Raw genomic sequence first — 21,739 nt, forward strand, 5'->3', positions numbered from 1 at the left:
GCGGCAAACCTTGGCCATGCACGACGGTGCGCATCATCAATCAACCAGGCAACTACTCCCCGCAAACCGCTGTCATAGACCTGATTCTCGCGTAAACAGCGCACCAACAACTCCAAAAAGAGATCACCCCAATGACTCCCAGACTCTTGCCATGGCTGGTCCTCGCCAGCAGCCTTACCGCCCTTTCCGTTCAGGCCAAACCCATGACCGACTACGACGTACTGGTGGGTGCCTACACCGCTGGCGCCAGCGAAGGCATTTACCGTTATGGCTTCAATACCCAGACCGGCCAGCTCGAAGCCAAGCCTCGACAGGTCATCAAAAGCGAAAACCCCTCTTGGCTGACGCTCTCCAAAGACCAGCGCCATCTGTTCGCGGTCAACGAAAACGGCCCCGGCCAAACCGACGTGGTCGGCAAGGTCAGCAGCTTTGCCATCGATCCCAAGACCCACGTCGTGTCATTCATCAACCAGATCGACAGCAAAGGCGAGGAGCCGACCCACTCCAATCTGAGCCTGGACGGGCGTTTCCTGTTCGTCGCCAATTACGCCGTGCACCCCGATCCAGGCGGCGTGCTGGCCGTGGTGCCCGTCGGCAAGGACGGCAAGCTTTCCCCCGTCGTTCAGACCGCCACCCACGAAGCCAGCAAGGTCAATCCTGAACGTCAGGCCTCGTCCCACGTTCATTCCGCTGTGCCGACCCCCGATGGCAAGTACCTGATCGCTATGGACCTGGGCGCCGACAAAATCTTCGTGTTCAACTACGACGACAAGAAAACCCAGCCTCTGCAACCGGCCAAAACGCCATTTGTGGAGCTGCCGCCGGGCAGTGGTCCGCGTCACTTGCTGTTCAGCAAGGATGGCAAACACGCCTGGCTGACCCTGGAAATGGGCGGTCAAGTCGCCGCGTTCGACTACCACGACGGCGTGTTCAAGCGCACGCAGTTGGTGGACCTGGCCAATAAAGACGGTCAGCAATACCGCGCTGGCGGCGGCCTGCATACTTCGCCGGACGGCAAGTTCCTCTACGTCGCCAATCGTGGCGATGCCAACGAGCTTTTGGTGTTCAGCATCAATTCGTCCAACGGTCAGCTGAAGGAAATCCAGCGTCGCTCGGTTGAAGGCAAGGAGCCACGGGAATTCAACTTTGACCCAAGCGGCCATTTCGTGCTGATCGCCAACCAGAAAAGCAACCAGATTGTTACCGTCCGAGTCGACCCGAAAACCGGGATGCTGGGTGACACCGTGCAGAAAGTCGACTTCGATTCCCCTTCGGATTTCCGCTTTCTCGGTTTTTGAAACGTCACAAGTGACACATTGACGCAGGCTGCAGCCCTTGAATTATAAGGGCTGAGGCCATCTATTAATTGAATTGATAAGGGCTAGTGGTAGAAAAGATTTTTTCTGAAAGCTCCTCGGGCGTAACTTTCATTCCACGGCCACGACGGTCAAGACTTGAAACGAAACAACACCGAGGTACGCATCATGAACTTCAATATCTTCTCCATCATCGCCGCGTCTGCCATCTCCGCCACCGTTGCATTGCCAGCCAGTGCCAGTGGCGAAGCCACAGACAGAAAAATCAGCTCGACCCAGAGCTACACCCCGAAATACCTGCAACAAAGCGCCAACTTCTACGCAGCTCTGGATCACAAGACCCAGCAATGAATAGAACTTTCGACGTAAATCCATTCCCCGTTAACGCAGTGCGCGGTCAATGCGTTATCGCTACCGGGGAATGGATTTGTAAGCGCCAGGTTTTAATTGCTGTCACCGCTCCGATTGAAAGAACGCTTTCGCGAGCAACTTCGCCGTATACAGGTTGATACGACCCACTGACCACTGCGTGTCAGGCCATGTATCAAATGTAGGCGAGCTTGCTCGCGAAAGCGTTGAATTTCCTCCCCTTGATCCCCGTCTGCTGAATAAGCGATGGGGATTTTTTTGCACTTCATTCTTTTGCAGGAGCGCGCTTGCCCGCGATTGCGTCGTGTCAGATGACGCATAGCCCAGATACATCAATCGCGGAAAAGAGCGCTCGTGCATCTTCGGCAGAAGTGGTCAATGCTTTGCCATGGCGTTCATGAACAACGTCGATTCCAGAAACCGCTTCAGCCATCCCCGCAATTTCGGATACGGGCTTTGCCAGAACCAGCCCGGGTCAACGAAGCAGAATTGCCGCACGAACGGCGCCAGGGCGGTGTCGGCCAGGGTCAGGTGATCAGCGAGCAAACACTCGCGTTCGCTCAGCAGCGCCTCCAGCTTGCGCAGAAACACCTCTCCTCGGGCACGATATTGCTGCTGCGTGAACTCGGGATAGCGCACTGCATATTTGTAGCGATCCAGATCGGTCTTGAACGTACTGTCGTTTTCCGCGATCAATTCGGTGATCTGCCGCTGGCCATCGGGATCAGCGGTCAGAGACCAGTCATCCGGGTCATGCTGCTCCAGCGCCCAGTGCATGATGTCCAGACTCTGTTCCAGCACTCGGTCGTCCAGCACCAGAACCGGCACTGTGCCTTTGGGTGAACACTCAAGCATTTCCGGCGGCTTGGCCTTGAGGCTGACTTCCACCGTTTCGACCTGTGCGCCGGAATAAGCCACGGCCATACGCGCGCGCATGGCGTAGGGGCAGCGGCGGAAGGAGTAGAGCAGAGCGGGCATCAGTTGACCTCCAGGGTGCTGAGGCCATTGCCTTGACGACGTACCTGAATCTGCACCGGAATCCGCTCGTGCATTTCCTGCACGTGGGAAATCACCCCGACCTTGCGCCCTTGGGCCTGCAAGCCGTCCAGCGCATCCATCGCCAGTTGCAGCGACTCAGGGTCGAGGCTGCCGAAGCCTTCGTCGATGAACAGCGACTCGATCTTCAGCGTGCTCGAGGCCATGGACGCCAGCCCCAGCGCCAGGGCCAGCGACACCAGGAACGTCTCGCCGCCGGACAGCGAATGCACCGAGCGCAGTTCGTCGCCCATTTCCGTATCCATCACCAGCAGGCCGAGCATGCTGCCGCCGCGCTTGAGGCGATAGCGGCGCACCAGTTGCTTGAGTTGGGCGTTGGCGTGATGCACCAGCAAATCGAGGTTGTAGGCCTGGGCGATCTTGCGGAATTTATCGCCTTCGGCCGAGCCGATCAGGGTCGCCAGTCGAGCCCAGCGCAGGTATTGGCCATGGGCCATCTGGATGCGTTCCTGCAGGTCGCTGTTGGCGTCGCGGCGGCGCTGATCTTCGCTGATTTGCGCCCGCAGGTCGGCGCACAGTTGGTCGTGGGTCGCCGACTGGGCCTGGGTGTCGCTCAATGCTGTGGCCAGTTGCTCGGCGTCGCTGATATCGCTGTGTTGCGCTTGATGTTGCTGCAGCTGGGCCTCGCGCTCCTGCACCAGCACTTTGGCCTGCTCGAGGGCTTTTTCACTGTGTTGCAGGCGCTGACGCAATTGGTTGACGCTGTCATCACTCAGGCCAAGCAGCGCGTCGAGGGCGGCATCGTCCAGTTCGCTGTGCTCGCTGCGCCACTGGCTGATCTGTCGATCCAGATCGGTCACTTCCTGTTGCAGCGCGCGCAAGCGCTGACGCTCACCCTCAAGCTCAGTCGCCAGTTTGATCAGCTCGCTGCGCGCCTTCTGCAAGGCCTCGGAAATGCTGGCCTGAGCCTGACGCGCTTGCTCCACAGCTTGCTCCAGCTGTTGCTGCCAATGCTCGGCGCTGTCGTGTTCGCCGAGGATTTCCCGCAAGCGCTGTTGCACCGCGAGCTGCTTTTGCTGGCTGCCTTCGAGGCGTTGTTGCAGCTGTTGATGCTGCTGTTGACGTCCCTGCTGGGCGATTTGTTCGCGCTCGATTTTCAGCGCACGTTCGCTGTGTTCCTGCCGCTCGTCTTTCTGTTGATCGAGTTGCTGGACGCGCAGCGCGATGTCGTTGTCCAGCTGCATGAAGCTTTCGGTGGCCGATTCTCGCCATAGCGCCAGGCTCTCGGCGGGCAGCAGCGGTTCGAATTCCTGCAGCGCGGTCTCGAACGCCTGGTTGTCCAGCGAGATATTGCGCTGTTGATCGTCCAGCAGTTTCATCGCCTGCTGGCTCGCCTCACGGGCGTCCTGCACCTGTTGCTGCAAGGATTCGGCGTCGCGCTGTACCTTCAGCAGGCGCGTCTGGCGTTGCTCGGTGCTGAGGATTTCCTGGGCCAGCTGATGCAGCCGCTCGCTGAGCCAGTCGCCGCGCAGGTGCTCGGGCTGTTCCAGCAAACGCGGATACAGCCCATGGGCTTCGAGATCCGGCGTGAGTTTTTGCAGCTGCTCGGCCAGTTGGTCCTGCTGCGGCTTGGACTGCTTGAGCTGGTTGTTCAGCTCGGCGACTTCGGCACGCAGCTCGGCAAGTTTCTCGCTCAGTTGGCTGACCTTCAGCCGCGCAGCGGTTTCTTCACCGTCGTCGTGTCCGGAGAGTGCTTCGAGCAAGGCGTCGGACTGGTGATACGGATGTTCCTCGCTGCCGCACACCGGGCATGGCTGCTGATCCACCAGTTGTTCGCGCAATTGCTCGACACTGGCGCTGCGGGCCAGACGCTGGCGTTGCAGCAACTGGACCGTCACTTTCAGCGCTTGTTCGGCAGCTTCGTGTTCGCCCTTGAGTTGCAGCCCCATGGCGATGCTTTGCGCGCGGCGTTCGGTGGCCCGTTGCTGCTGCGCCTGCACCTCCTGCAAGCGACTGGCGACGTCCTGATGCCGCTGCCACAGGCGCTCCAGTGAATCGCTGGCGCTGTGCTGCTGACGATTGTCCTGCAACAGCTGGCCGAGCCGTTCGATTTCCTGACTGACCGCGTCGGCCTTGACCTCGGCGTCGTCATACAGCGCCTGCAACGCACTGCGACGTTCGCTCAGGGCCTGTTCGGCGCGGGTCGAAGCCTGTTCCAGATCTGGCAGTTCTTCGCGACCTTTGTTCAGTCGCGAACTGACCAGCACCACCTGTTGCAGGCGCGGACGATAGGCCGTCCACGACTGGCTCAGGGCATCCAGCGCCGCGCTGTTTTGCAGTTGTTCGGCGATCGATTGCAGGCGTGTTTCGACCTGGCGTTGCTGCTGACCCAGTTGATCGAGCGCAGCCTGACCCTCGTTGCTGGCTTGCTCGGCGATGCGTGCCTGTTCGCTGACCTGCTGCCTTTCGTTGTTCAGGTGATTGAGCTGGATCTGTTGCTCGAACGCCTCGTTTAACCCTGGTCTGGCGTTCTGCTGGTTGTCCTGCGCCTGCTGCAGAGTGCTCTGCGCTGCGACGAGCTGGCCTTCCAGATCGGTCAAGCGGGCCTGGGTCTGCGTGTGTTGCTGAGTCTGCTCCTCGATGCGTGCAGCCAACGGCTTCAGTTGCCCGTCGAGCTTGTTGCGCTGGCCGAACAGATGCCGCTGCGGCGCCAAGCGTTCCAACTGGCCCAGCTGTCGACGTTCAGTGTCTTGCTGATCCCAGGTCTGCTGCGCGCTGCCGAGCTGTTCGCTGGCCGCCAGGTGGCTGTCGCGCAGACGATTCAATTCACTGAACCACTGCTGTTTCATCTCCAGTTGACGCAATTGCGCCTGTGCCAGCTTCAATTGTTGCTGCGCGTCGGCGAAGCGCTGTTCGAGCTCGGCGCGCTGATCAGGCTCAAGAGGCGTCAGGTGACCGGCCTGGGCGTTGAGGGCTTTGAGCGCCTCTTCCGCTTCCTTGCTCTTGCTGTAGGCGCGACGACCCAACTGGCTGTAGATCGCGGTGTCGGTGAGCTTTTCCAGCAGCTCGCTGCGTTCCTTGTCGTCGGCCTTGAGGAACGCACTGAACTCGCTCTGGGCCAACATCACGGCGCGGGTGAACTGTTCGAAATTCAGGCCCAGTCGCGCTTCGAGCAGGGTCTTGTATTCGGCTTTGTTCTGAGTGCTGAGGATCTGCTCGCTGTCCAGGTCGGTCAGCGTCTGGCGGCTGGCCTGGAGTTTTTTCGCGGCGTTGTCGCGGGCGCGGTTGGTTTCCCAGCGAGCACGATAACGGCGCTTGTCAATGCCGACGAAGTCCACTTCGGCATAGCCGCTGCCGGTGCCGCGACGCAGCAGGTTGCGCGGGTCATTGGTGCTGATATCGCCATCGACCTCCGGGACTCTGGACTGGCCGATGTTATTCAGCCTGGGGATCGCGCCGAACAGCGCAAGGCACAAGGCATCGAGCAGCGTGCTCTTACCCGCGCCGGTGGGGCCGGTGATCGCGAACAATCCAGCACTGGCCAGGGGTTCTGCGGTGAAATCCAGCTCGAAGGGACCTGCCAGGGAGGCAAGGTTTTTCAGGCGAATGGCGAGAATCTTCATGGCTGTTCGCCCTCCAGTTGCACGTCCTGCAAGAGGCTCGCGAAGTCCTGCATCGTTTGCTCGTCGACCTCCGTGCCGTAGTTGTCGAGCCAGGCGCGGCTGAACAGTTCCTGCGGGCTGAGTTGATCCAGCTCGATCAGGTCGCGATCATCTTCGTCATCGCGGCTGCCTTTGCCTGCGTATTCCGCGGCAATACGCACCAGACGCACGGCCTTGCCTTCCAGCGCGGCTTCAATCTGGTTGCGCAGGTCCGGCTGCGGCTCGTCCAGACGCACCCGGACTTCCAGCCAGGGCTGGCGGTCGACATCGGCCAGCAGATCGATGTCCGGCAGGTCCTTGAGTTGCAGTAACAGCTCCACAAACGGCGCCGGGCCGATCCGTTGCAGATTGACAGCGCGAGGGATCAACAGTGGTTTGACGCTGACCAGTTTGTCGCCTTCGCAATCGATTTCGAGGATCTGATGTTGGTAGCCGATTTCCGAAAACGACAACGGGATCGGCGAGCCGCTGTAGCGAATCCGTTCTTCGCCATTGACCTTCTGCGGCTTGTGCAGGTGGCCGAGGGCAACGTAAGTGATGGTCTGGCCGAACAGGCTGGCCGGCAGCGCTTCGGCATTGCCAATGATCAGGCTGCGCTCGGAGTCCTCGGAAACCGAGCCGCCGGCCATGTGCGCGTGGCTGATGGCGATCAGCGGCTGGCCTTTCTTGCGCTTCTGATTGGCCGCGGCAATGAGCATCTCGTGAACCTGGCCGATCCCGCGCAGGTAGTTGTCGCCCAGGGTCAGGCCGGTGACTTCGGCAGGGCGCAGGAACGGCAGCGCCAGGCACCAGCCGAGCACCTTGCCTTTGGCGTTGGTCAGCGGCAGCAACAGGCGCTCGACGTCGAGCACGCCGTCGTCCAGCCACAACACGCGGCCCAGGGCATGGGTGCGCAGACGGCGCATCAGCGGCGCAGGCAGTTCGATGCGCGAGCCGGAATCATGGTTGCCGGCGATCATGACGATGGTCAGTTGCGGGCTTTGATCGTGGGCGCTGACGATGAAGTCGTACAGCTGTTCCTGGGCTTTGACCGACGGGTTGACGGTGTCGAAGATGTCGCCGGCGATCAGCAGCACATCGGGTTTGCGCTCGGCCAGGCGGGCCAGCAGCCATTTGAGAAAACTCTCGTGTTCGAAGTCCCGCTCCTGGCCATGGAGGTTCTGGCCCAGATGCCAGTCGGAGGTGTGGAACAGACGCATTGGGATACCTTGGTTCTGAATAGGTGTATGGCCGAATGGGCGGTCTTACATGGCAAGTCACCTAGGACCACTGTGGGAATGAGCTTGCTCACCAAGACTGAGTTTCAGACGCTGAATATGTAGCGTCCTCCCGGGCCTCTTCAGCAAGCTCACTCCCCACGAGTCATCGGGGCGCCAATGGCTCCCGGCAGGCTGCGCATACAGTCGCCGCGCAGGAGTCCGGTTCACTTCGGATAAAGCGGCGGCAGGCTGTCCGCGCCATTCGGGTCTACGGGTTTTTCAACGGCGGGCAGTGCCCTGACTGCCTTCCATAAATCTTCGCCCAGCCACAACTTGCCGGTTTCGCTGTACAGCGCGCCGTTCAGGCCATCGAGGGCATCGGACAGCGGCACGAAGCGCGCAGCCATGTCGGCCAGGGTTTCCGGTTGCTGACGGGCCCAGGCATCCAGTGCCTGACGGGTGGCGTGAGGGTCGTTGGCAAGACTGGCACGTTTCAGGTCGTCGAGCACGGTGCGCGGGCTTGGCCCGGCCTGTGCCACGCGGGTCAGAGCCGGTTGCCAGCGGGCACGCCACCATAGACCGAAGCCCAGCAGCGTGGTGAAACTCAGCAGCACCGTACTCAATTGCCAGGGCCACACAGGCGGACCGAGCACCGTCAGGCCCGAGTCGTCACTCACCGGCATGTCCACGGACAGCGCCGGGTTGATGCTCACCTGCAAGGTTCGGGCGGGCAGGGCGCTGTGCTCCAAATGATCTTCCAGCGTGTTCCACCACACCAGATCCACAGCGGGAATCTCGATGGCGCCCGGACGATTGGGCACCAGGGCTTCGCGTTCTTCGCGGCTGCCCACCAGCCCGCGCTCATTGGCCTGATTGCTCAACTGAGGCTGGTCGGGATAGCGTCGCAGCGCACTGACTTCGGTCGCGGGCAGTGGCGGCAGTTGGGCACTGGACAGGCCCTCGGCCTTGACGACGAGAGTGCGGGTCAGCGAATCGCCGAGCTGCGTATGGGTCGGGTCCGGGCTCCAGTTTTCGCTCAGGCTGATGCTGCGCGCCGGCAGCCACGGGGTGTTGGCCGGGTAATTCGCCGGTTGCGGTTTGACGTTGAGGGGCAGGGGATCGGACATCACGCGCATCAGCTTGCCCGGTTTCGGGCTGGTGGCCACCGCGGGTTGATTGGTGGCGGCGACCTGGCTGACTTGCGGGATGTCCTGCACCATCGTCGCGCTGAACTCCTGCGCCGGGATGGTCATGTCGCCGCTCTGCTGCGGATACAGCGCATAACGCATCTCGATCACGCCATGCCGGATGCCGTTGATCTGCTTTTCATAGGTGCGGGTGTCGCCGAGCCTCTCGATGCGCGCATCCGGCACTTGCAGCGGCGTCAGGTTGCTGTCATCGAACAACGATACCGAATGGTAGATGCGAACGGTCAAAACCGCCTGGGCCTGCACGTATACGGTGTCCTGATCCAGGCTGGCCTCCATGAACACAGGCGCCAGTTTCTGTTCCTGAGACTGCGCGGACGGCTCGACTTCCACCACCTGCAGGGCAATTGGCTGGCTGATCAGATCGCCCAGTTTCAGCGACGGAATCTCGATCGAACCACTGTGGCGCGGCATCAGGGTGATCAGCCAGCGAGTGGTGGCGTGGACGTTGCCCTCAAGGGTGGTCAAGCTGTTGAGCTGGCGGGTGTCGCGGACTTCGAAATCCGCATCCAGGGCACTCATGTCCGGCTTGCCGAACAGGGTCGCGTCGTCGGATTCCAGGGTCAGCTCGATGGTTTCTCCGGTGTTCACGCGGGTGCGGTCGACGCTGGCCTGCAACGTCGAACTGGACGAGTCGGCCTGCGCCGCCAGGGCGAACAGGCACAGCAGCCACGCAATTACCACAGTGTGCACACGACTCATCGGGCTTTTTCCTGATGCTGCTGTTGTTCGTACCAGAATTTGCGTCGCAGCAGCTCGCCGGGCTCGTCCGGGATCTGACGCAACCATTGTTCGAGCGCCTGACGTTGTTCGCCGTTGATCTGACTGTCGGCGGGGCGCCTTGGTGCGCGGGTGGCTTCATCTTCATCCGGCGACGGGCCATGGGCGTCGCTGGCCCCCGACATCGACTGCGAATGGGTGTTGCTGTTTTCCTCGTCGCCCTGTGCCGACGGCTGCTGGCCCGACGGGTGCTGTTCGGCACTGCCGCTCTGAGGTTTGCCCGTGTCGTTGTCGCCTTCGGTCTTGCCTTCGCTGGCGTCTTCGGCTGCGGCCTGTTTGTTCTGTTCCTGCATTTGCTCGATCAGCGCCTTGTTCGCCGCGGCGGCGGGGAAGTCGGGTTGGCGCTCCAGGGCCTGCTCATAGGCATCGATGGCCGCTTCCAACTCACCGCTTCTGGCCAGCGCATTACCGCGATTGTAATGATCGGCGGCACTGTCGCCCTGGGCGAAACGCTGAGCGGCGCCGGCATAATCACCTGCTTCATAGAGCGCGATGCCTTGCCACTGGATGTCCTCGAAGTGCTGCGCGGCTTCGGCGGGGCGATGGTGCGCAAGCAGGTGCTGGCCTTGCTGATCGGGACGTTGGAACAGGTCCTTGAACTCGAAGGCGTAGCTGTGTTGGGGCACCAGCATCAGCAGCGGCAGGCACAACAGCCAGCCGCGACGACCGGCACAGGCGGCCAGTAACAGAAGCGGCAACAGCAACCAGTAACCTTGATCGGCCCAACTGTCGAGCTGCACGGTTTGGCCTTCACTGCGCAGGTCTCGCGGGCTGTCTAGCAGACCCAGTTCATGCAGGTCATCGTCGGCCAGGCGCAATTGGGTGAAATGGCCGCCGAGTTCCTCTGCGAAATCCTTGAGGCTGGCGCTGTCCAGACGCGGCACCAGAATGCCCCCCTGGGCGTCCTTCAGGAAGCCGCCTTTTTCCTGCGCCACGGGTGCGCCCTCGGCCGTGCCGACTCCGAGCATCAACAGCTGCGGCGGGTGGTCGGTCATGGCCTGGCGAATCCCCTGGCGCTCGGCGTCGGTCAGCGAAGAGCCGATCCACAGCAGACGCCCAAGGCCCAGGTCGCTCTGTTTGAGCAGATCGCGGGCCTTGCGCACCGCCAGATCGGCGCGCTGGCCGGCCTCCGGCATGATCGAAGGCTTGATCGCATCCAGCAGGTTCTTGCTGGTGCCCAGATCATCGGACAAGGGCACCAGCGTGTGGGCGCTGCCGGCATAGACGATGATCGCGGTCTGCGAGTCGCCACGCGCCTGCAACAGGTCCAGCAGCTTGCGCCGTGCCTGCTCCAGCCGTGACGGCGGGCTGTCGGCGGCGAGCATTTCCGGGGTCAGTTCAAGCAGCACCACCAGCGGGTCCACCGGTTTCTGACGGGTCTGTTCGACGCGTTGCCAGCTCGGGCCGAGCAACGCGAGCAGTGCCAACAGCCAGCCGAAGCTCAGGGCGATCCAAGGCAACTTGCTTTCCCGGCCACTGCCGCCGCTGAGCAATACGGAATGGAAGGCACCCGGCAGAATCATCTGCCAGCGACCGACGCGTTTCTGCCGATTCCAAAGGCGCCAGATCAACCAGCCGAGCAATGGCACAAGCAGCAGCCACCAGGGGCGCAACCAGTGGGGCCATGCGAATAGCGACGAGTTCATCGAGGCCTCCGCAAACGCTTGAACCACTGACGCCATTGCGGCCCTTGATGCAACGCAGGCTGGCGAGCGAGAAAGCGATATAGCGGGTTGTGCGGCCAGCGCTCATGAATCACCAGCAGCACGCTCAGCAGCAACGCCAGCGCCAGCGGCCAGTGATAGAGCGCCAGGACAGGGCGGGCCTGGGTCGGCTGCTGGGTTACCGGTTCAAGGGTGTCGAGGGCCTTGCCGATCTTTTCCAGCTGCGCACCGTCGCGGGCGCGGAAGTATTGGCCGCCGGTGATGTCGGCGATTTCCCGCAGCGCAGGCTCGTCCAGATCCAGGCTCGGGTTCAGGCCCAGAATGCTGGTAGCGCCCTTGTCCGGGTCAGCGCCGATGCCGATCGGATAGATCTTCACGCCTTCGCCCGCCGCGAGTCGTGCGGCAGTGGCAGGGTCGATCTGGCCGGCGTTGTTGGCGCCGTCGGTCACCAGAATCAACACCCGACTCTGTGCTGGGCGCAGCCGCAGCCGCTTGAGCGCAAGGCCGATGGCATCGCCGATGGCCGTATTTTTACCGGCAATGCCGATCCGCGCTTCATCCAGCCAGACGCGTACGGTCCTGCGGTCGAAGGTCAGCGGTGCCTGCATGTAGGCTTGGCTGCCGAAGAGAATCAGGCCGACACGATCGCCCTTGCGGTGTTCGAGAAAATCGCCGAGCAGCTGTTTGACCAGGGTCAAGCGGCTCACTTCATCGCTTTGCCAGACCATGTCCGGGTAATCCATCGACCCGGAAACGTCCACGGCCACCAGCAGATCCCGCCCGCTGGCGGCGACCGGCAAGGGCTCACCGAGCCATTGCGGGCGGGCCGCCGCCACCAGCAGCAACAGCCACAACACCACGAACGGCAGTTGCCGACGCCAGCCAGGCAGGTGCGCGCGGGCGCGACGACCGGCCAGACCTTCCAGTTCGTTGAGGAAGCTGACCTTGAGCGCGGCCTCGCCACTGTCGGCCACCGGCAGCACGAAGCGCAGCAGCCAAGGCAGTGGCAGCAACGCGAAGACCCACGGCCAGGCGAGCTCAAACATGTTTGCGAATCCAGGTTTCGACCGACTGCGTCAGACCATTGATGGCCTTGTCGTCGAGTTTGCATTCGGGTTTGTAGGCGCCTTCGACAAGGATCATCCAACGCGTGAGGCCGGCCGCCGGGCAGCGGTTGTCGAGAAACGCCAGCCATTTGCGGCCGTTGAGGGTGTGGCTCTGGCTGTAGGGGTAGTCGTTACGGCACAGGCGTTTGAGCAGGCCGTTGATCTGTTGCAGCCAGGCACCGGCCGGGGCGCCGTCGTAGGGTTTGGGCAGCTGCGCCAGTTCGATCAGCGCCGACTGACGCAGCGGGTCCAGCGGCAGCTCCGTCGCTTCGTCCGGCGCGCGTCTGGGCAGCAGCACCCGAGCGCGCCACAGGCCGTAACCCAGCACTGGCAGCAGCGCCAGCAGCAGCCACCAGCCTGGCGCGGGCGGCCAGAGGCTTATCGGCGCGGGCAGGATCATCGGCTGCAGCTGATCCAGCAGGCTCATTTGTGTTTCACCGGTTGCTGCGCGTTCAGGTAGTCGCGCAGTTGCTCGACCATTTCCTGTTGGGTGCTCAGCGGTATCATCAGCACGCGCAGCTTCTTGGCCAGCAACTCCCAGCGCGCCTGACGCGCTTGGCCCTGGGCGCGGTAAGTCTGGCGCAGATCGGGGTTCAGGGTGTCCAGTTCCAGCTGCGCGCCGCGATCATTGAATCTGAGCAACCCCGCCGCAGGCAGCGCGTGATCCAGCGGATCGGATAGCGGCAGCAGCAACAAGTCGCAATGACGCGAAAGCAGGGCCAACTGCTGCTCGGCGGAGTCGGAAAGGGCGCGCTCGTCGCAGAGGATGAACACCAGGCTGCCCGGGCGCAGCACTTCTCGGGCGCGGCGCAGGGCCACGCCAAAGGTGTCGCGATCGGCCACGGCTTCGCTGTGCAGCGACTGATTGACCCGCACGAGGCGGTTGAGCAATTGCAACAGGCTCTGTTTGCTGCGTCGTGGCTTGATTTCGTAGTGCTCGTTGTCACCGAACACCAGCCCGCCGACCCGGTCGTTGTGTCCCAGGGCTGCCCAGCCGACAAGGGCTGCGGCCTGCGCGGCCAGCACCGACTTGAACATCAGGCCCGAGCCGAAGAACAGGCGGCGGCTTTGCTCGACCATGATGAAAATCGGCCGTTCGCGCTCTTCATGAAACAGTTTGGTGTGCGGCTCCTGGGTCCGCGCGGTGACACGCCAGTCGATGGTGCGCACATCGTCGCCAGCCTGATAGACCCGCACCTGATCGAAGTCCACACCACGACCGCGCAGCTTGGAGTGGTGCAGGCCGATCAGCGGGCTGCGCCGACCGGGGGAGGAAAACAGCTGCACTTCCCGCACGCGATGGCGCATCTCGATCAGCTCGGTAAGGCTGATACGGATGCCCGGTTGGGAAATCAGATAGGGTTGCATGGGGTCAGGCGACGGCAACGACGTCGAGAATGCGCTGGATCACGCGGTCCTGATCGATGCCCGCGGCCTCGGCTTCGAACGACAGAATGATGCGATGACGCAGCACGTCGAAGACCATGGCCTGAATGTCTTCGGGGCTGACGAAGTCACGGCCGGCCAGCCAGGCATGGGCGCGGGCGCAGCGGTCCAGGGAAATCGAACCCCGTGGGCTGGCGCCGTAGCCGATCCACTCGGCCAACTCGGCGTCGAACTTGGCCGGGGTGCGGGTGGCCATCACCAGTTGCACCAGGTATTCCTCCACGGCGTCGGCCATGTACAGCCCGAGGATTTCCTTGCGCGCGGCAAAAATGGCCTGCTGGGTGACGCGCCGTTCGGGCTTGGTTTCGCCATTCAGCGCTTCGCCACGGGCCTGTTGCAGGATCTTGCGTTCGACGTTGGCGTCTGGAAAGCCGATTTTTACGTGCATCAGGAAGCGGTCGAGCTGGGCCTCCGGCAGCGGATAGGTGCCTTCCTGTTCGATGGGGTTCTGCGTCGCCATCACCAGAAACAGCGGCGACAGATCGTAAGTGCTGCGCCCCACGCTGACCTGGCGCTCGGCCATGGCCTCCAACAACGCCGATTGCACTTTGGCCGGGGCGCGGTTGATTTCGTCCGCCAGCACCAGATTGTGGAAGATCGGACCCTGTTGGAACACGAAACTGCCGGTTTCAGGCCGATAGATCTCGGTGCCGGTGATGTCGGCGGGCAAGAGGTCGGGAGTGAACTGAATGCGGTGGAATTGCGCTTCAATGCCTTCGGCCAGTTCCTTGATCGCCTTGGTCTTGGCCAGGCCCGGCGCGCCTTCGACCAGCATGTGGCCGTCGGCAAGCAGTGCGATCAGCAGGCGCTCGACCAGTTTCTCCTGCCCGAGAATCTGTGTTGAAAGAAAGGTTCGCAGCGCGATCAACGCTTCACGATGTTCCATCGATGACGGTTTCCTGGCAGGGTAGGCGCGGCGCCAAAACGGCGCTGAAGCTGGGGGCGTTACTTTAATGCATCCGAGGGGCGGCGACTAACGGGGCAAGGGGTTTTTTCCAGCGTTTGGCGGGCTTTGCCGGGAAAAAACCAGAATTGGCTGACAAGTTGTGGATTTTCCGACTGTTACATGGGGCGCAGCTGCTGCAGTCAGGCTTGTCGGCGGCAGCGATCTCATTAACGCCACCGCCTGCAAGCCTACTGTCACCTTGCAAAGCGTCGTCGTCAGCCGATCTCGCTGACGTACGTCCCGACATCCTTGAGGATGATGCGCAGGGTCGCGTCCAGCTCTGCCAGTTCACTGGCTGCTGTGCTGTGGCTGATTTCGTAAGTGGTGTCGCCGCGGAACGGCTTGGCATCGGCGGCGCAGATTTCCACGAGCAGGCGCGTCGCAGAGAGGGTCACTTTCAGGTTGCCGTCGACATGAATGGTGTCGTCGCGGAAGGTGATGTCGACTTCGTCCTCGTCCGGGAAGCGCGCCAGCAAGAACAGATCGCCGTTGCTGGCGTGGCAACACGCCAGCGCCATGTCATCTTCTTCCTCGTCACAGGGGTTGTAGATGAAGCTGTCGGTGGTCATGTGCATGGCGCAATTCCTTGGTGGCGTGGCTCGGGGCAGGGTCGGATTTTGCCAGTCCTGGGAAAATTTTGCCTGCCTCACGAGCCATACCGTGCCAGCACTGCACAAACCCTACTGCCGGACACGCACCTCCGTGGGCGTGAGCTTGCTCACGAAGGCGGACTTCCAGACCCCCGCATCTGCTGTCGATGTACTGGCCCTTTCGTGAGCAAGCTCACTACCACTGTCCTGGCTTTCGATCCCGCCGCCACATCACTGTCCAAACGCCATATCCAGACTCCGGGAAACATTCGGCTACAAGCCGATGTCCGAATATGTCGCAGCATCGCAAGCAGGCCCATGGCTGCTGTCGTTAAGCTGCGCAGCAGATGAACGGACGTGAAGCCGAGCCTGCCTGGGCAGACGCCTCACCGCTCGTCATCCGGGTCACGCGAATGTGACGACGCACACACGACGAGCGTTACTACAAGGGCATGTGTGAACGTCCTGCGTCCTTTCACGATCTGCCGACTATCATCGAACAGACGCAAACGTGGCACACACACATGCAGCACGACCCCGAAACACGCATCTCTCCTATATAAAAGCCAAGCCAAGCGGAGTACCACAGATGGCGTTCTTCACCGCAGCCAGCAAGTCCGACTTTCAGCACCAACTGCGAGCGGCACTGGCTCAGCACATCAGTGAACAGGCACTGCCACAAGTGGCGCTGTTCGCCGACCAATTCTTCGGCATCATTTCCCTCGATGAACTGACTCAGCGCAGGCTTTCCGATCTTGCCGGTTGCACCCTGTCGGCCTGGCGCCTGCTCGAGCGTTTCGAACACAGCGCGCCGCAGGTGCGGGTCTACAACCCTGATTACGAGCGTCATGGCTGGCAATCTACCCATACCGCCGTTGAAGTGCTGCACCACGACCTGCCGTTTCTGGTGGACTCGGTTCGCACCGAGCTGAACCGCCGCGGTTACAGCATTCACACTCTGCAAACCACCGTATTGAGTGTGCGTCGCGACGAGAAAGGCCAGCTGGTCGAGCTGCTGCCAAAAGGCGCCAGCGACGAGGGCGTGCTGCAAGAATCGCTGATGTATCTGGAAATCGACCGCTGTGCCAATGCTGCCGAGCTGAACGTGCTGGCTCGTGAGCTGGAACAGGTGTTGGGTGAAGTGCGTGTCGCGGTTGAAGACTTCGAACCGATGAAGGCCAAGCTGCATGAGCTGCTGGCGGGTGTCGACGCTGTCGAATACGACGTCGATCCGGACGAAAAGGCCGAGGTCAAGGTCTTCCTCGAATGGCTGGTGGACAACCACTTCACCTTCTTGGGCTACGAAGAGTTCACCGTCGATGCTGGCGCTGATGGCGGCCAGCTGAACTACGATCAGTCTTCATTCCTGGGCCTGACCAAATTGCTGCGTGCAGGACTTTCCGCCGAAGACCTGCACATCGAAGGCTATGCAGTGAATTACCTGCAGGAGCCGACCCTGTTATCGTTCGCCAAGGCCGCACACCCGAGTCGCGTGCACCGACCGGCGTACCCGGACTACGTGTCGATCCGCCAGATCGATGCCAGCGGCAAAGTCATCAAGGAATCCCGCTTCATGGGCCTGTACACCTCTTCGGTGTATGGCGAAAGCGTGCGGGCGATTCCGTACATCCGCCGCAAGGTGGCCGAAGTCGAGCGCCGATCCGGTTTCGACGCCAAGGCGCACCTGGGCAAGGAACTGGCGCAAGTCGTTGAGGTCCTGCCCCGCGACGACCTGTTCCAGACCCCCGTGGACGAGCTGTTCACCACCGTCATGTCCATCGTGCAGATCCAGGAGCGCAACAAGATTCGCGTGTTTCTGCGCAAGGACCCGTACGGCCGTTTCTGCTACTGCCTGGCCTACGTGCCGCGCGACGTCTACTCCACCGAAGTCCGCCAGAAGATCCAGCAAGTGCTGATGGAGCGCCTGAAGGCCAGCGACTGCGAGTTCTGGACCTTCTTCTCCGAGTCGGTGCTGGCCCGTGTGCAGCTCATCCTGCGCGTGGATCCGAAAGTCAATCTCGACATCGACCCGCAGCAACTGGAAAACGAAGTCATCCAGGCCTGCCGTTCATGGAAAGACGATTACGCCAGTCTGGTCGTCGAAAGCTTCGGCGAGGCCCAGGGCACAAATGTGTTGGCCGATTTCCCGAAAGGCTTCCCGGCCGGTTACCGCGAGCGTTTCGCTGCACACTCGGCTGTGGTCGACATGCAACACGTGCTGAGCCTGTCCGAAGCCAATCCGCTGGTCATGAGCTTTTATCAGCCGCTGTCCGGCGACAAGGCGCAGCTGCACTGCAAGCTGTATCACGCCGATACGCCCCTGGCGCTGTCCGACGTGCTGCCGATCCTGGAAAACCTCGGTCTGCGTGTTCTGGGTGAGTTCCCGTATCGCCTGCGTCATACCAATGGCCGCGAGTTCTGGATTCACGATTTCGCCTTCACTTACGGCGAAGGCCTGAAACTCGACCTGCAACAGCTCAACGACACCCTGCAGGACGCTTTCGTCCACATCGTGCGTGGCGAGGCCGAAAACGATGCGTTCAACCGTCTGGTCCTGACTGCCGGTCTGCCGTGGCGTGATGTCGCGTTGCTGCGTGCCTATGCGCGTTACCTGAAACAGATCCGTCTGGGCTTCGATCTGGGCTACATCGCCAGCACCCTGAACAACCACGCCGACATCGCCCGTGAACTGACCCGCTTGTTCAAGACCCGCTTCTATCTGGCGCGCAAGCTGTCCGGCGGTGATCTGGACGACATGCAACAGCGTCTGGAGCAGGCGATTCTGTCGGCGCTGGACGAGGTTCAGGTACTCAACGAAGACCGCATCCTGCGTCGCTACCTTGATCTGATCAAGGCGACCATGCGTACCAACTTCTACCAGACCGACGCCAACGGCCAGAGCAAGAGCTACTTCAGCTTCAAGTTCAATCCGCGTCTGATTCCTGAGTTGCCCAAGCCGGTGCCGAAGTTCGAAATCTTCGTCTACTCGCCCCGTGTCGAAGGCGTCCACCTGCGCTTTGGCAATGTCGCCCGCGGCGGTTTGCGCTGGTCCGATCGTGAAGAAGACTTCCGTACCGAGGTGCTGGGCCTGGTGAAAGCCCAGCAGGTGAAGAACTCGGTCATCGTGCCAGTCGGTGCGAAGGGTGGCTTCCTGCCCCGTCGTCTGCCGACCACCGGTACCCGCGACGAGATCCAGGCTGAGGCGATCGCCTGCTACCGCATCTTTATTTCCGGCCTGCTGGACATCACCGACAACCTCAAAGAGGGCGCGCTGGTGCCACCGGCCAACGTCGTGCGCCATGACGACGATGACCCCTATCTGGTGGTTGCAGCGGACAAGGGCACTGCGACCTTCTCCGACATCGCCAACGGCATCGCTATCGACTACGGCTTCTGGCTTGGTGATGCGTTCGCCTCTGGCGGTTCGGCCGGTTACGACCACAAGAAGATGGGCATCACCGCCAAAGGCGCGTGGGTCGGCGTACAGCGTCACTTCCGCGAGCGCGGCATCAACGTTCAGCAGGACAGCATCAGCGTGATCGGCGTCGGTGACATGGCAGGTGACGTATTCGGCAACGGCCTGTTGATGTCCGACAAGCTGCAACTGGTGGCGGCGTTCAACCACCTGCACATCTTCATCGACCCGAATCCGGATCCGGCCAGCAGCTTCGCCGAGCGTCAGCGTCTGTTCGACCTGCCGCGTTCGGCCTGGACCGACTACGACACCAGCATCATGTCCGAAGGCGGCGGCATCTTCCCGCGCAGCTTGAAGAGCATCACCATCACGCCACAGATGAAAGCGCGCTTCGACATCAGCGCCGACAAACTGACCCCGACCGAACTCATGCACGCGCTGCTCAAGGCGCCGGTTGATCTGTTGTGGAATGGCGGTATCGGCACCTACGTCAAGGCCAGCTCCGAAAGCCACGCCGACGTCGGTGACAAGGCCAACGACGCCCTGCGCGTGAATGGCGATCAGTTGCGTTGCAAGGTGGTGGGCGAGGGCGGCAACCTCGGCATGACGCAGCTCGGTCGCGTCGAATTCGGTCTGCTGGGTGGCGCGACCAACACCGACTTCATCGACAACGCCGGTGGCGTCGACTGCTCCGACCACGAAGTGAACATCAAGATCCTGCTCAATGAAGTGGTGCAGGCCGGCGACATGACCGAGAAGCAGCGCAACCTGCTGCTCGAAAGCATGACCGACGAAGTGGGCAACCTGGTACTTGGCAACAACTACAAGCAAACCCAGGCGCTGTCGCTGGCGGCCCGTCGTGCGTACGAACGCATTGCCGAATACAAGCGTCTGATGAGCGACCTGGAATCCCGTGGCAAGCTGGACCGCGCCATTGAATTCCTCCCGGCCGAAGATCAACTGGCCGAGCGTATCTCCGAGAAGCAAGGCCTGACCCGCGCTGAACTGTCGGTGCTGATCTCCTACAGCAAGATCGACCTCAAGGAAGCGCTGCTTGAATCCCGCGTGCCGGACGACGATTACCTGGCGCGCGACATGGAAACCGCATTCCCGCCTTCGCTGGGTGCGAAGTTCTCGGAATCGATGCGTCGTCACCGTTTGAAGCGCGAAATCGTCAGCACTCAGATTGCCAACGATCTGGTGAACCACATGGGCATTACCTTCGTGCAGCGCCTCAAGGAGTCGACTGGCATGAGTGCGGCCAACGTGGCGGGTGCGTACGTGATCGTGCGTGACATCTTCCACCTGCCGCACTGGTTCCGTCAGATCGAGGCGCTGGACTACAAGGTTCCGGCCGAAATCCAGCTCGCGCTGATGGATGAACTGATGCGTCTGGGCCGTCGTGCGACCCGCTGGTTCCTGCGCAGCCGTCGCAACGAACTGGACGCGGCACGTGACGTCGCGCACTTCGGTCCACACATTGCGGCGCTGGGTCTGAAACTGGACGAGTTGCTGGAGGGCCCGACCCGTGAGGTCTGGCAGGCGCGTTATCAGGAGTATGTCGAAGCGGGCGTCCCTGAGTTGCTGGCGCGGATGGTTGCGGGTACCACGCACTTGTACACGCTGCTGCCGATCATCGAAGCGTCTGACGTTACCGGTCAGAATGCGGCGGATGTGGCGAAGGTGTATTTCGCAGTGGGTAGCTCGTTGGATGTCACCTGGTATCTGCAGCAGATCAGTGCGCTGCCGGTTGAGAACAACTGGCAGGCCCTGGCCCGTGAGGCGTTCCGTGATGATATCGACTGGCAGCAACGGGCGATCACTGTTTCTGTATTGCAGATGGCCAATGGGCCTGCGGATGTCGAGGAGCGGTTGAACCTGTGGCTGGAGCAGCATCTGCCGATGGTTGAGCGCTGGCGCGCGATGTTGGTGGAGCTGCGTGCGGCGAGTGGTAATGATTATGCGATGTATGCCGTTGCCAACCGTGAGCTGCTGGATCTGGCCATGAGCGGGCAGACTGCTGTGGTTTGATGAGTTTGACTGAGCGGTAAAGAAGAAGCCCTGCGTCGAGAGATGCGGGGCTTTTTTATGGGTGTTGGGGGCGCTGGGTTTTGTGTGTATATCCCGTATCTGGGGTGCCGCTTATTCACCGTTCCGCCCTTACGGCGGGTCACTTTTCTTTCGGGAAAAGTAACCAAAACCATTTGCTCCTGGCTTGGCTCCTCCTTCGTCGGAGTACCCTCACTCCGGCGACGCTCCGTGGGCCCGCCGCCTGCGTTCGGCCTGCACCCAAGTCGCTGGCGGTGTCTGGGCTATCGCGTGGGAAAAGCAGAGCAAGGTAAAGCAAAGCAAAGCAGAAGCGAAACACGTGGGCGCTTTGCGCTCTGGCTCATTGCCTCGCTCTGGGTGGGAAGGGCAGATGGGGCGCTCTGTGTCCGTTGACGTGAAGCGTCAATCGTTGCGCTACCAAGGATCCAAGGGCGTGGGTCATTGTCATCGCAGCCGGGCCATGCCGATGGCGTCGACGTATACGCCGTCACGCACTGCGTAGTTGCGCAGGCGTCCTTCTGTTTCGAAGCCGAATTTGCGGTATAGACCCTGTGCGGCGTCATTGTCGGCGAACACGGTCAGCTCGACCCTGTGCAGGTTCATCCAGTTGTCCGCCACCTCAAGTACAGCCGCCATCAACCTTGATCCAACCCCTTTGCCTTGCCAATCCACCGCAACGCCCATGCCGATAGCGCCTACGTGGCGTTGTCGGATTCGCGAATACTGCTCCAGGCCAATGTTGCCGATCACTTTGTCATCGTGCAGGGCGACCAGTTTGACTGCCCGCTCATCACTCGTCGCCAGCCGCTTGCGCCAGACATCGATTGATTGATGGGGCATTTGCAGCACCTGACGGCAGACCTCAGGGTCGTTATACAGTGCGGTGACGCCTTCGATATGAGCTTCGGTGAAGCGTTGGATGACAATCTGAGTAGAAGTGGGATTCACTGTATTCGTCCTTTGAAAACAGATGGCGTGCCAGTTTAAGCGGCA

At 61.5% G+C, this 21,739-nt stretch carries 14 protein-coding genes; 3 read left to right on the forward strand and 11 right to left on the reverse strand.

The annotated features are described in order from the left end of the window. The first annotated feature begins 131 nt into the window (after nt 1-131). Together CE491_RS29275 and CE491_RS29280 are read left to right on the forward strand one after the other, a co-directional pair. On the forward strand, nt 132-1,298 hold the full coding sequence (locus CE491_RS29275) for a lactonase family protein (RefSeq protein ID WP_110951796.1): 1,167 nt from the start codon (nt 132-134) through the stop codon (nt 1,296-1,298). 186 nt (nt 1,299-1,484) lie between these two features. Continuing rightward, nucleotides 1,485-1,667, forward strand: coding sequence for a hypothetical protein (locus CE491_RS29280; protein ID WP_110951950.1), 183 nt, complete (start codon nt 1,485-1,487; stop codon nt 1,665-1,667). A 393-nt stretch (nt 1,668-2,060) separates the two neighbouring features. On the opposite strand, the gene CE491_RS29285 is transcribed toward CE491_RS29280, so the two are convergent. The 10 genes from CE491_RS29285 to CE491_RS29330 all read right to left on the reverse strand — a co-directional run bounded on the left by CE491_RS29285 (nt 2,061) and on the right by CE491_RS29330 (nt 15,267). Further along, nucleotides 2,061-2,666 carry a glutathione S-transferase gene (locus CE491_RS29285; RefSeq protein WP_199885296.1) on the reverse strand — a complete coding sequence of 202 codons (606 nt, stop codon included), beginning with the start codon at nt 2,664-2,666 and terminating at the stop codon, nt 2,061-2,063. Next, nucleotides 2,663-6,304, reverse strand: a complete 3,642-nt coding sequence (locus CE491_RS29290) for an AAA family ATPase (RefSeq protein ID WP_110951798.1) — start codon at nt 6,302-6,304, stop codon at nt 2,663-2,665. Before CE491_RS29290 ends, CE491_RS29285 begins: the two co-directional genes overlap by 4 nt. Beyond that, the gene (locus CE491_RS29295; RefSeq protein WP_110951799.1) at nt 6,301-7,542 is read right to left on the reverse strand and encodes an exonuclease SbcCD subunit D C-terminal domain-containing protein; all 1,242 of its coding nucleotides are present in this window, start codon (nt 7,540-7,542) and stop codon (nt 6,301-6,303) included. The genes CE491_RS29290 and CE491_RS29295 overlap by 4 nt, the downstream gene beginning before the upstream one ends. 224 nt (nt 7,543-7,766) lie before the next feature. After that, complete coding sequence (locus tag CE491_RS29300; protein WP_110951800.1) at nt 7,767-9,452, reverse strand: BatD family protein; 1,686 nt, start codon at nt 9,450-9,452, stop codon at nt 7,767-7,769. Then, a complete protein-coding gene (locus CE491_RS29305; RefSeq protein WP_110951801.1) occupies nt 9,449-11,176 on the reverse strand; it encodes a VWA domain-containing protein in 1,728 nt (575 codons plus the stop codon). The genes CE491_RS29300 and CE491_RS29305 overlap by 4 nt, the downstream gene beginning before the upstream one ends. Continuing rightward, complete coding sequence (locus tag CE491_RS29310) at nt 11,173-12,240, reverse strand: vWA domain-containing protein (RefSeq protein ID WP_110951802.1); 1,068 nt, start codon at nt 12,238-12,240, stop codon at nt 11,173-11,175. The genes CE491_RS29305 and CE491_RS29310 overlap by 4 nt, the downstream gene beginning before the upstream one ends. Beyond that, entirely contained in the window at nt 12,233-12,727 is a 495-nt protein-coding gene (locus tag CE491_RS29315; RefSeq protein WP_110951803.1) for a DUF4381 domain-containing protein, read from the reverse strand. Before CE491_RS29315 ends, CE491_RS29310 begins: the two co-directional genes overlap by 8 nt. Continuing rightward, a complete protein-coding gene (locus tag CE491_RS29320; protein ID WP_110951951.1) occupies nt 12,724-13,668 on the reverse strand; it encodes a DUF58 domain-containing protein in 945 nt (314 codons plus the stop codon). Before CE491_RS29320 ends, CE491_RS29315 begins: the two co-directional genes overlap by 4 nt. 4 nt (nt 13,669-13,672) lie before the next feature. Continuing rightward, nucleotides 13,673-14,632 carry an AAA family ATPase gene (locus CE491_RS29325; RefSeq protein WP_062390247.1) on the reverse strand — a complete coding sequence of 320 codons (960 nt, stop codon included), beginning with the start codon at nt 14,630-14,632 and terminating at the stop codon, nt 13,673-13,675. A gap of 275 nt (nt 14,633-14,907) precedes the next feature. Then, nucleotides 14,908-15,267: a hypothetical protein gene (locus tag CE491_RS29330; protein ID WP_110951804.1), complete on the reverse strand. Its 360-nt coding sequence runs from the start codon at nt 15,265-15,267 to the stop codon at nt 14,908-14,910. Between the two features lie 604 nt (nt 15,268-15,871). Here CE491_RS29330 and CE491_RS29335 point away from each other — a divergent pair. Then, nucleotides 15,872-20,728: an NAD-glutamate dehydrogenase gene (locus tag CE491_RS29335; RefSeq protein ID WP_110951805.1), complete on the forward strand. Its 4,857-nt coding sequence runs from the start codon at nt 15,872-15,874 to the stop codon at nt 20,726-20,728. A 462-nt stretch (nt 20,729-21,190) separates the two neighbouring features. Here CE491_RS29335 and CE491_RS29340 read toward each other — a convergent pair whose 3' ends face one another. Continuing rightward, nucleotides 21,191-21,694, reverse strand: a complete 504-nt coding sequence (locus tag CE491_RS29340) for a GNAT family N-acetyltransferase (protein ID WP_110951806.1) — start codon at nt 21,692-21,694, stop codon at nt 21,191-21,193. Between the last annotated feature and the right edge of the window lie 45 nt (nt 21,695-21,739).

It is taken from the genome of Pseudomonas bohemica, from assembly GCF_002934685.1.
In the GTDB taxonomy this organism is placed as follows: Bacteria; Pseudomonadota; Gammaproteobacteria; order Pseudomonadales; family Pseudomonadaceae; genus Aquipseudomonas; species Aquipseudomonas bohemica.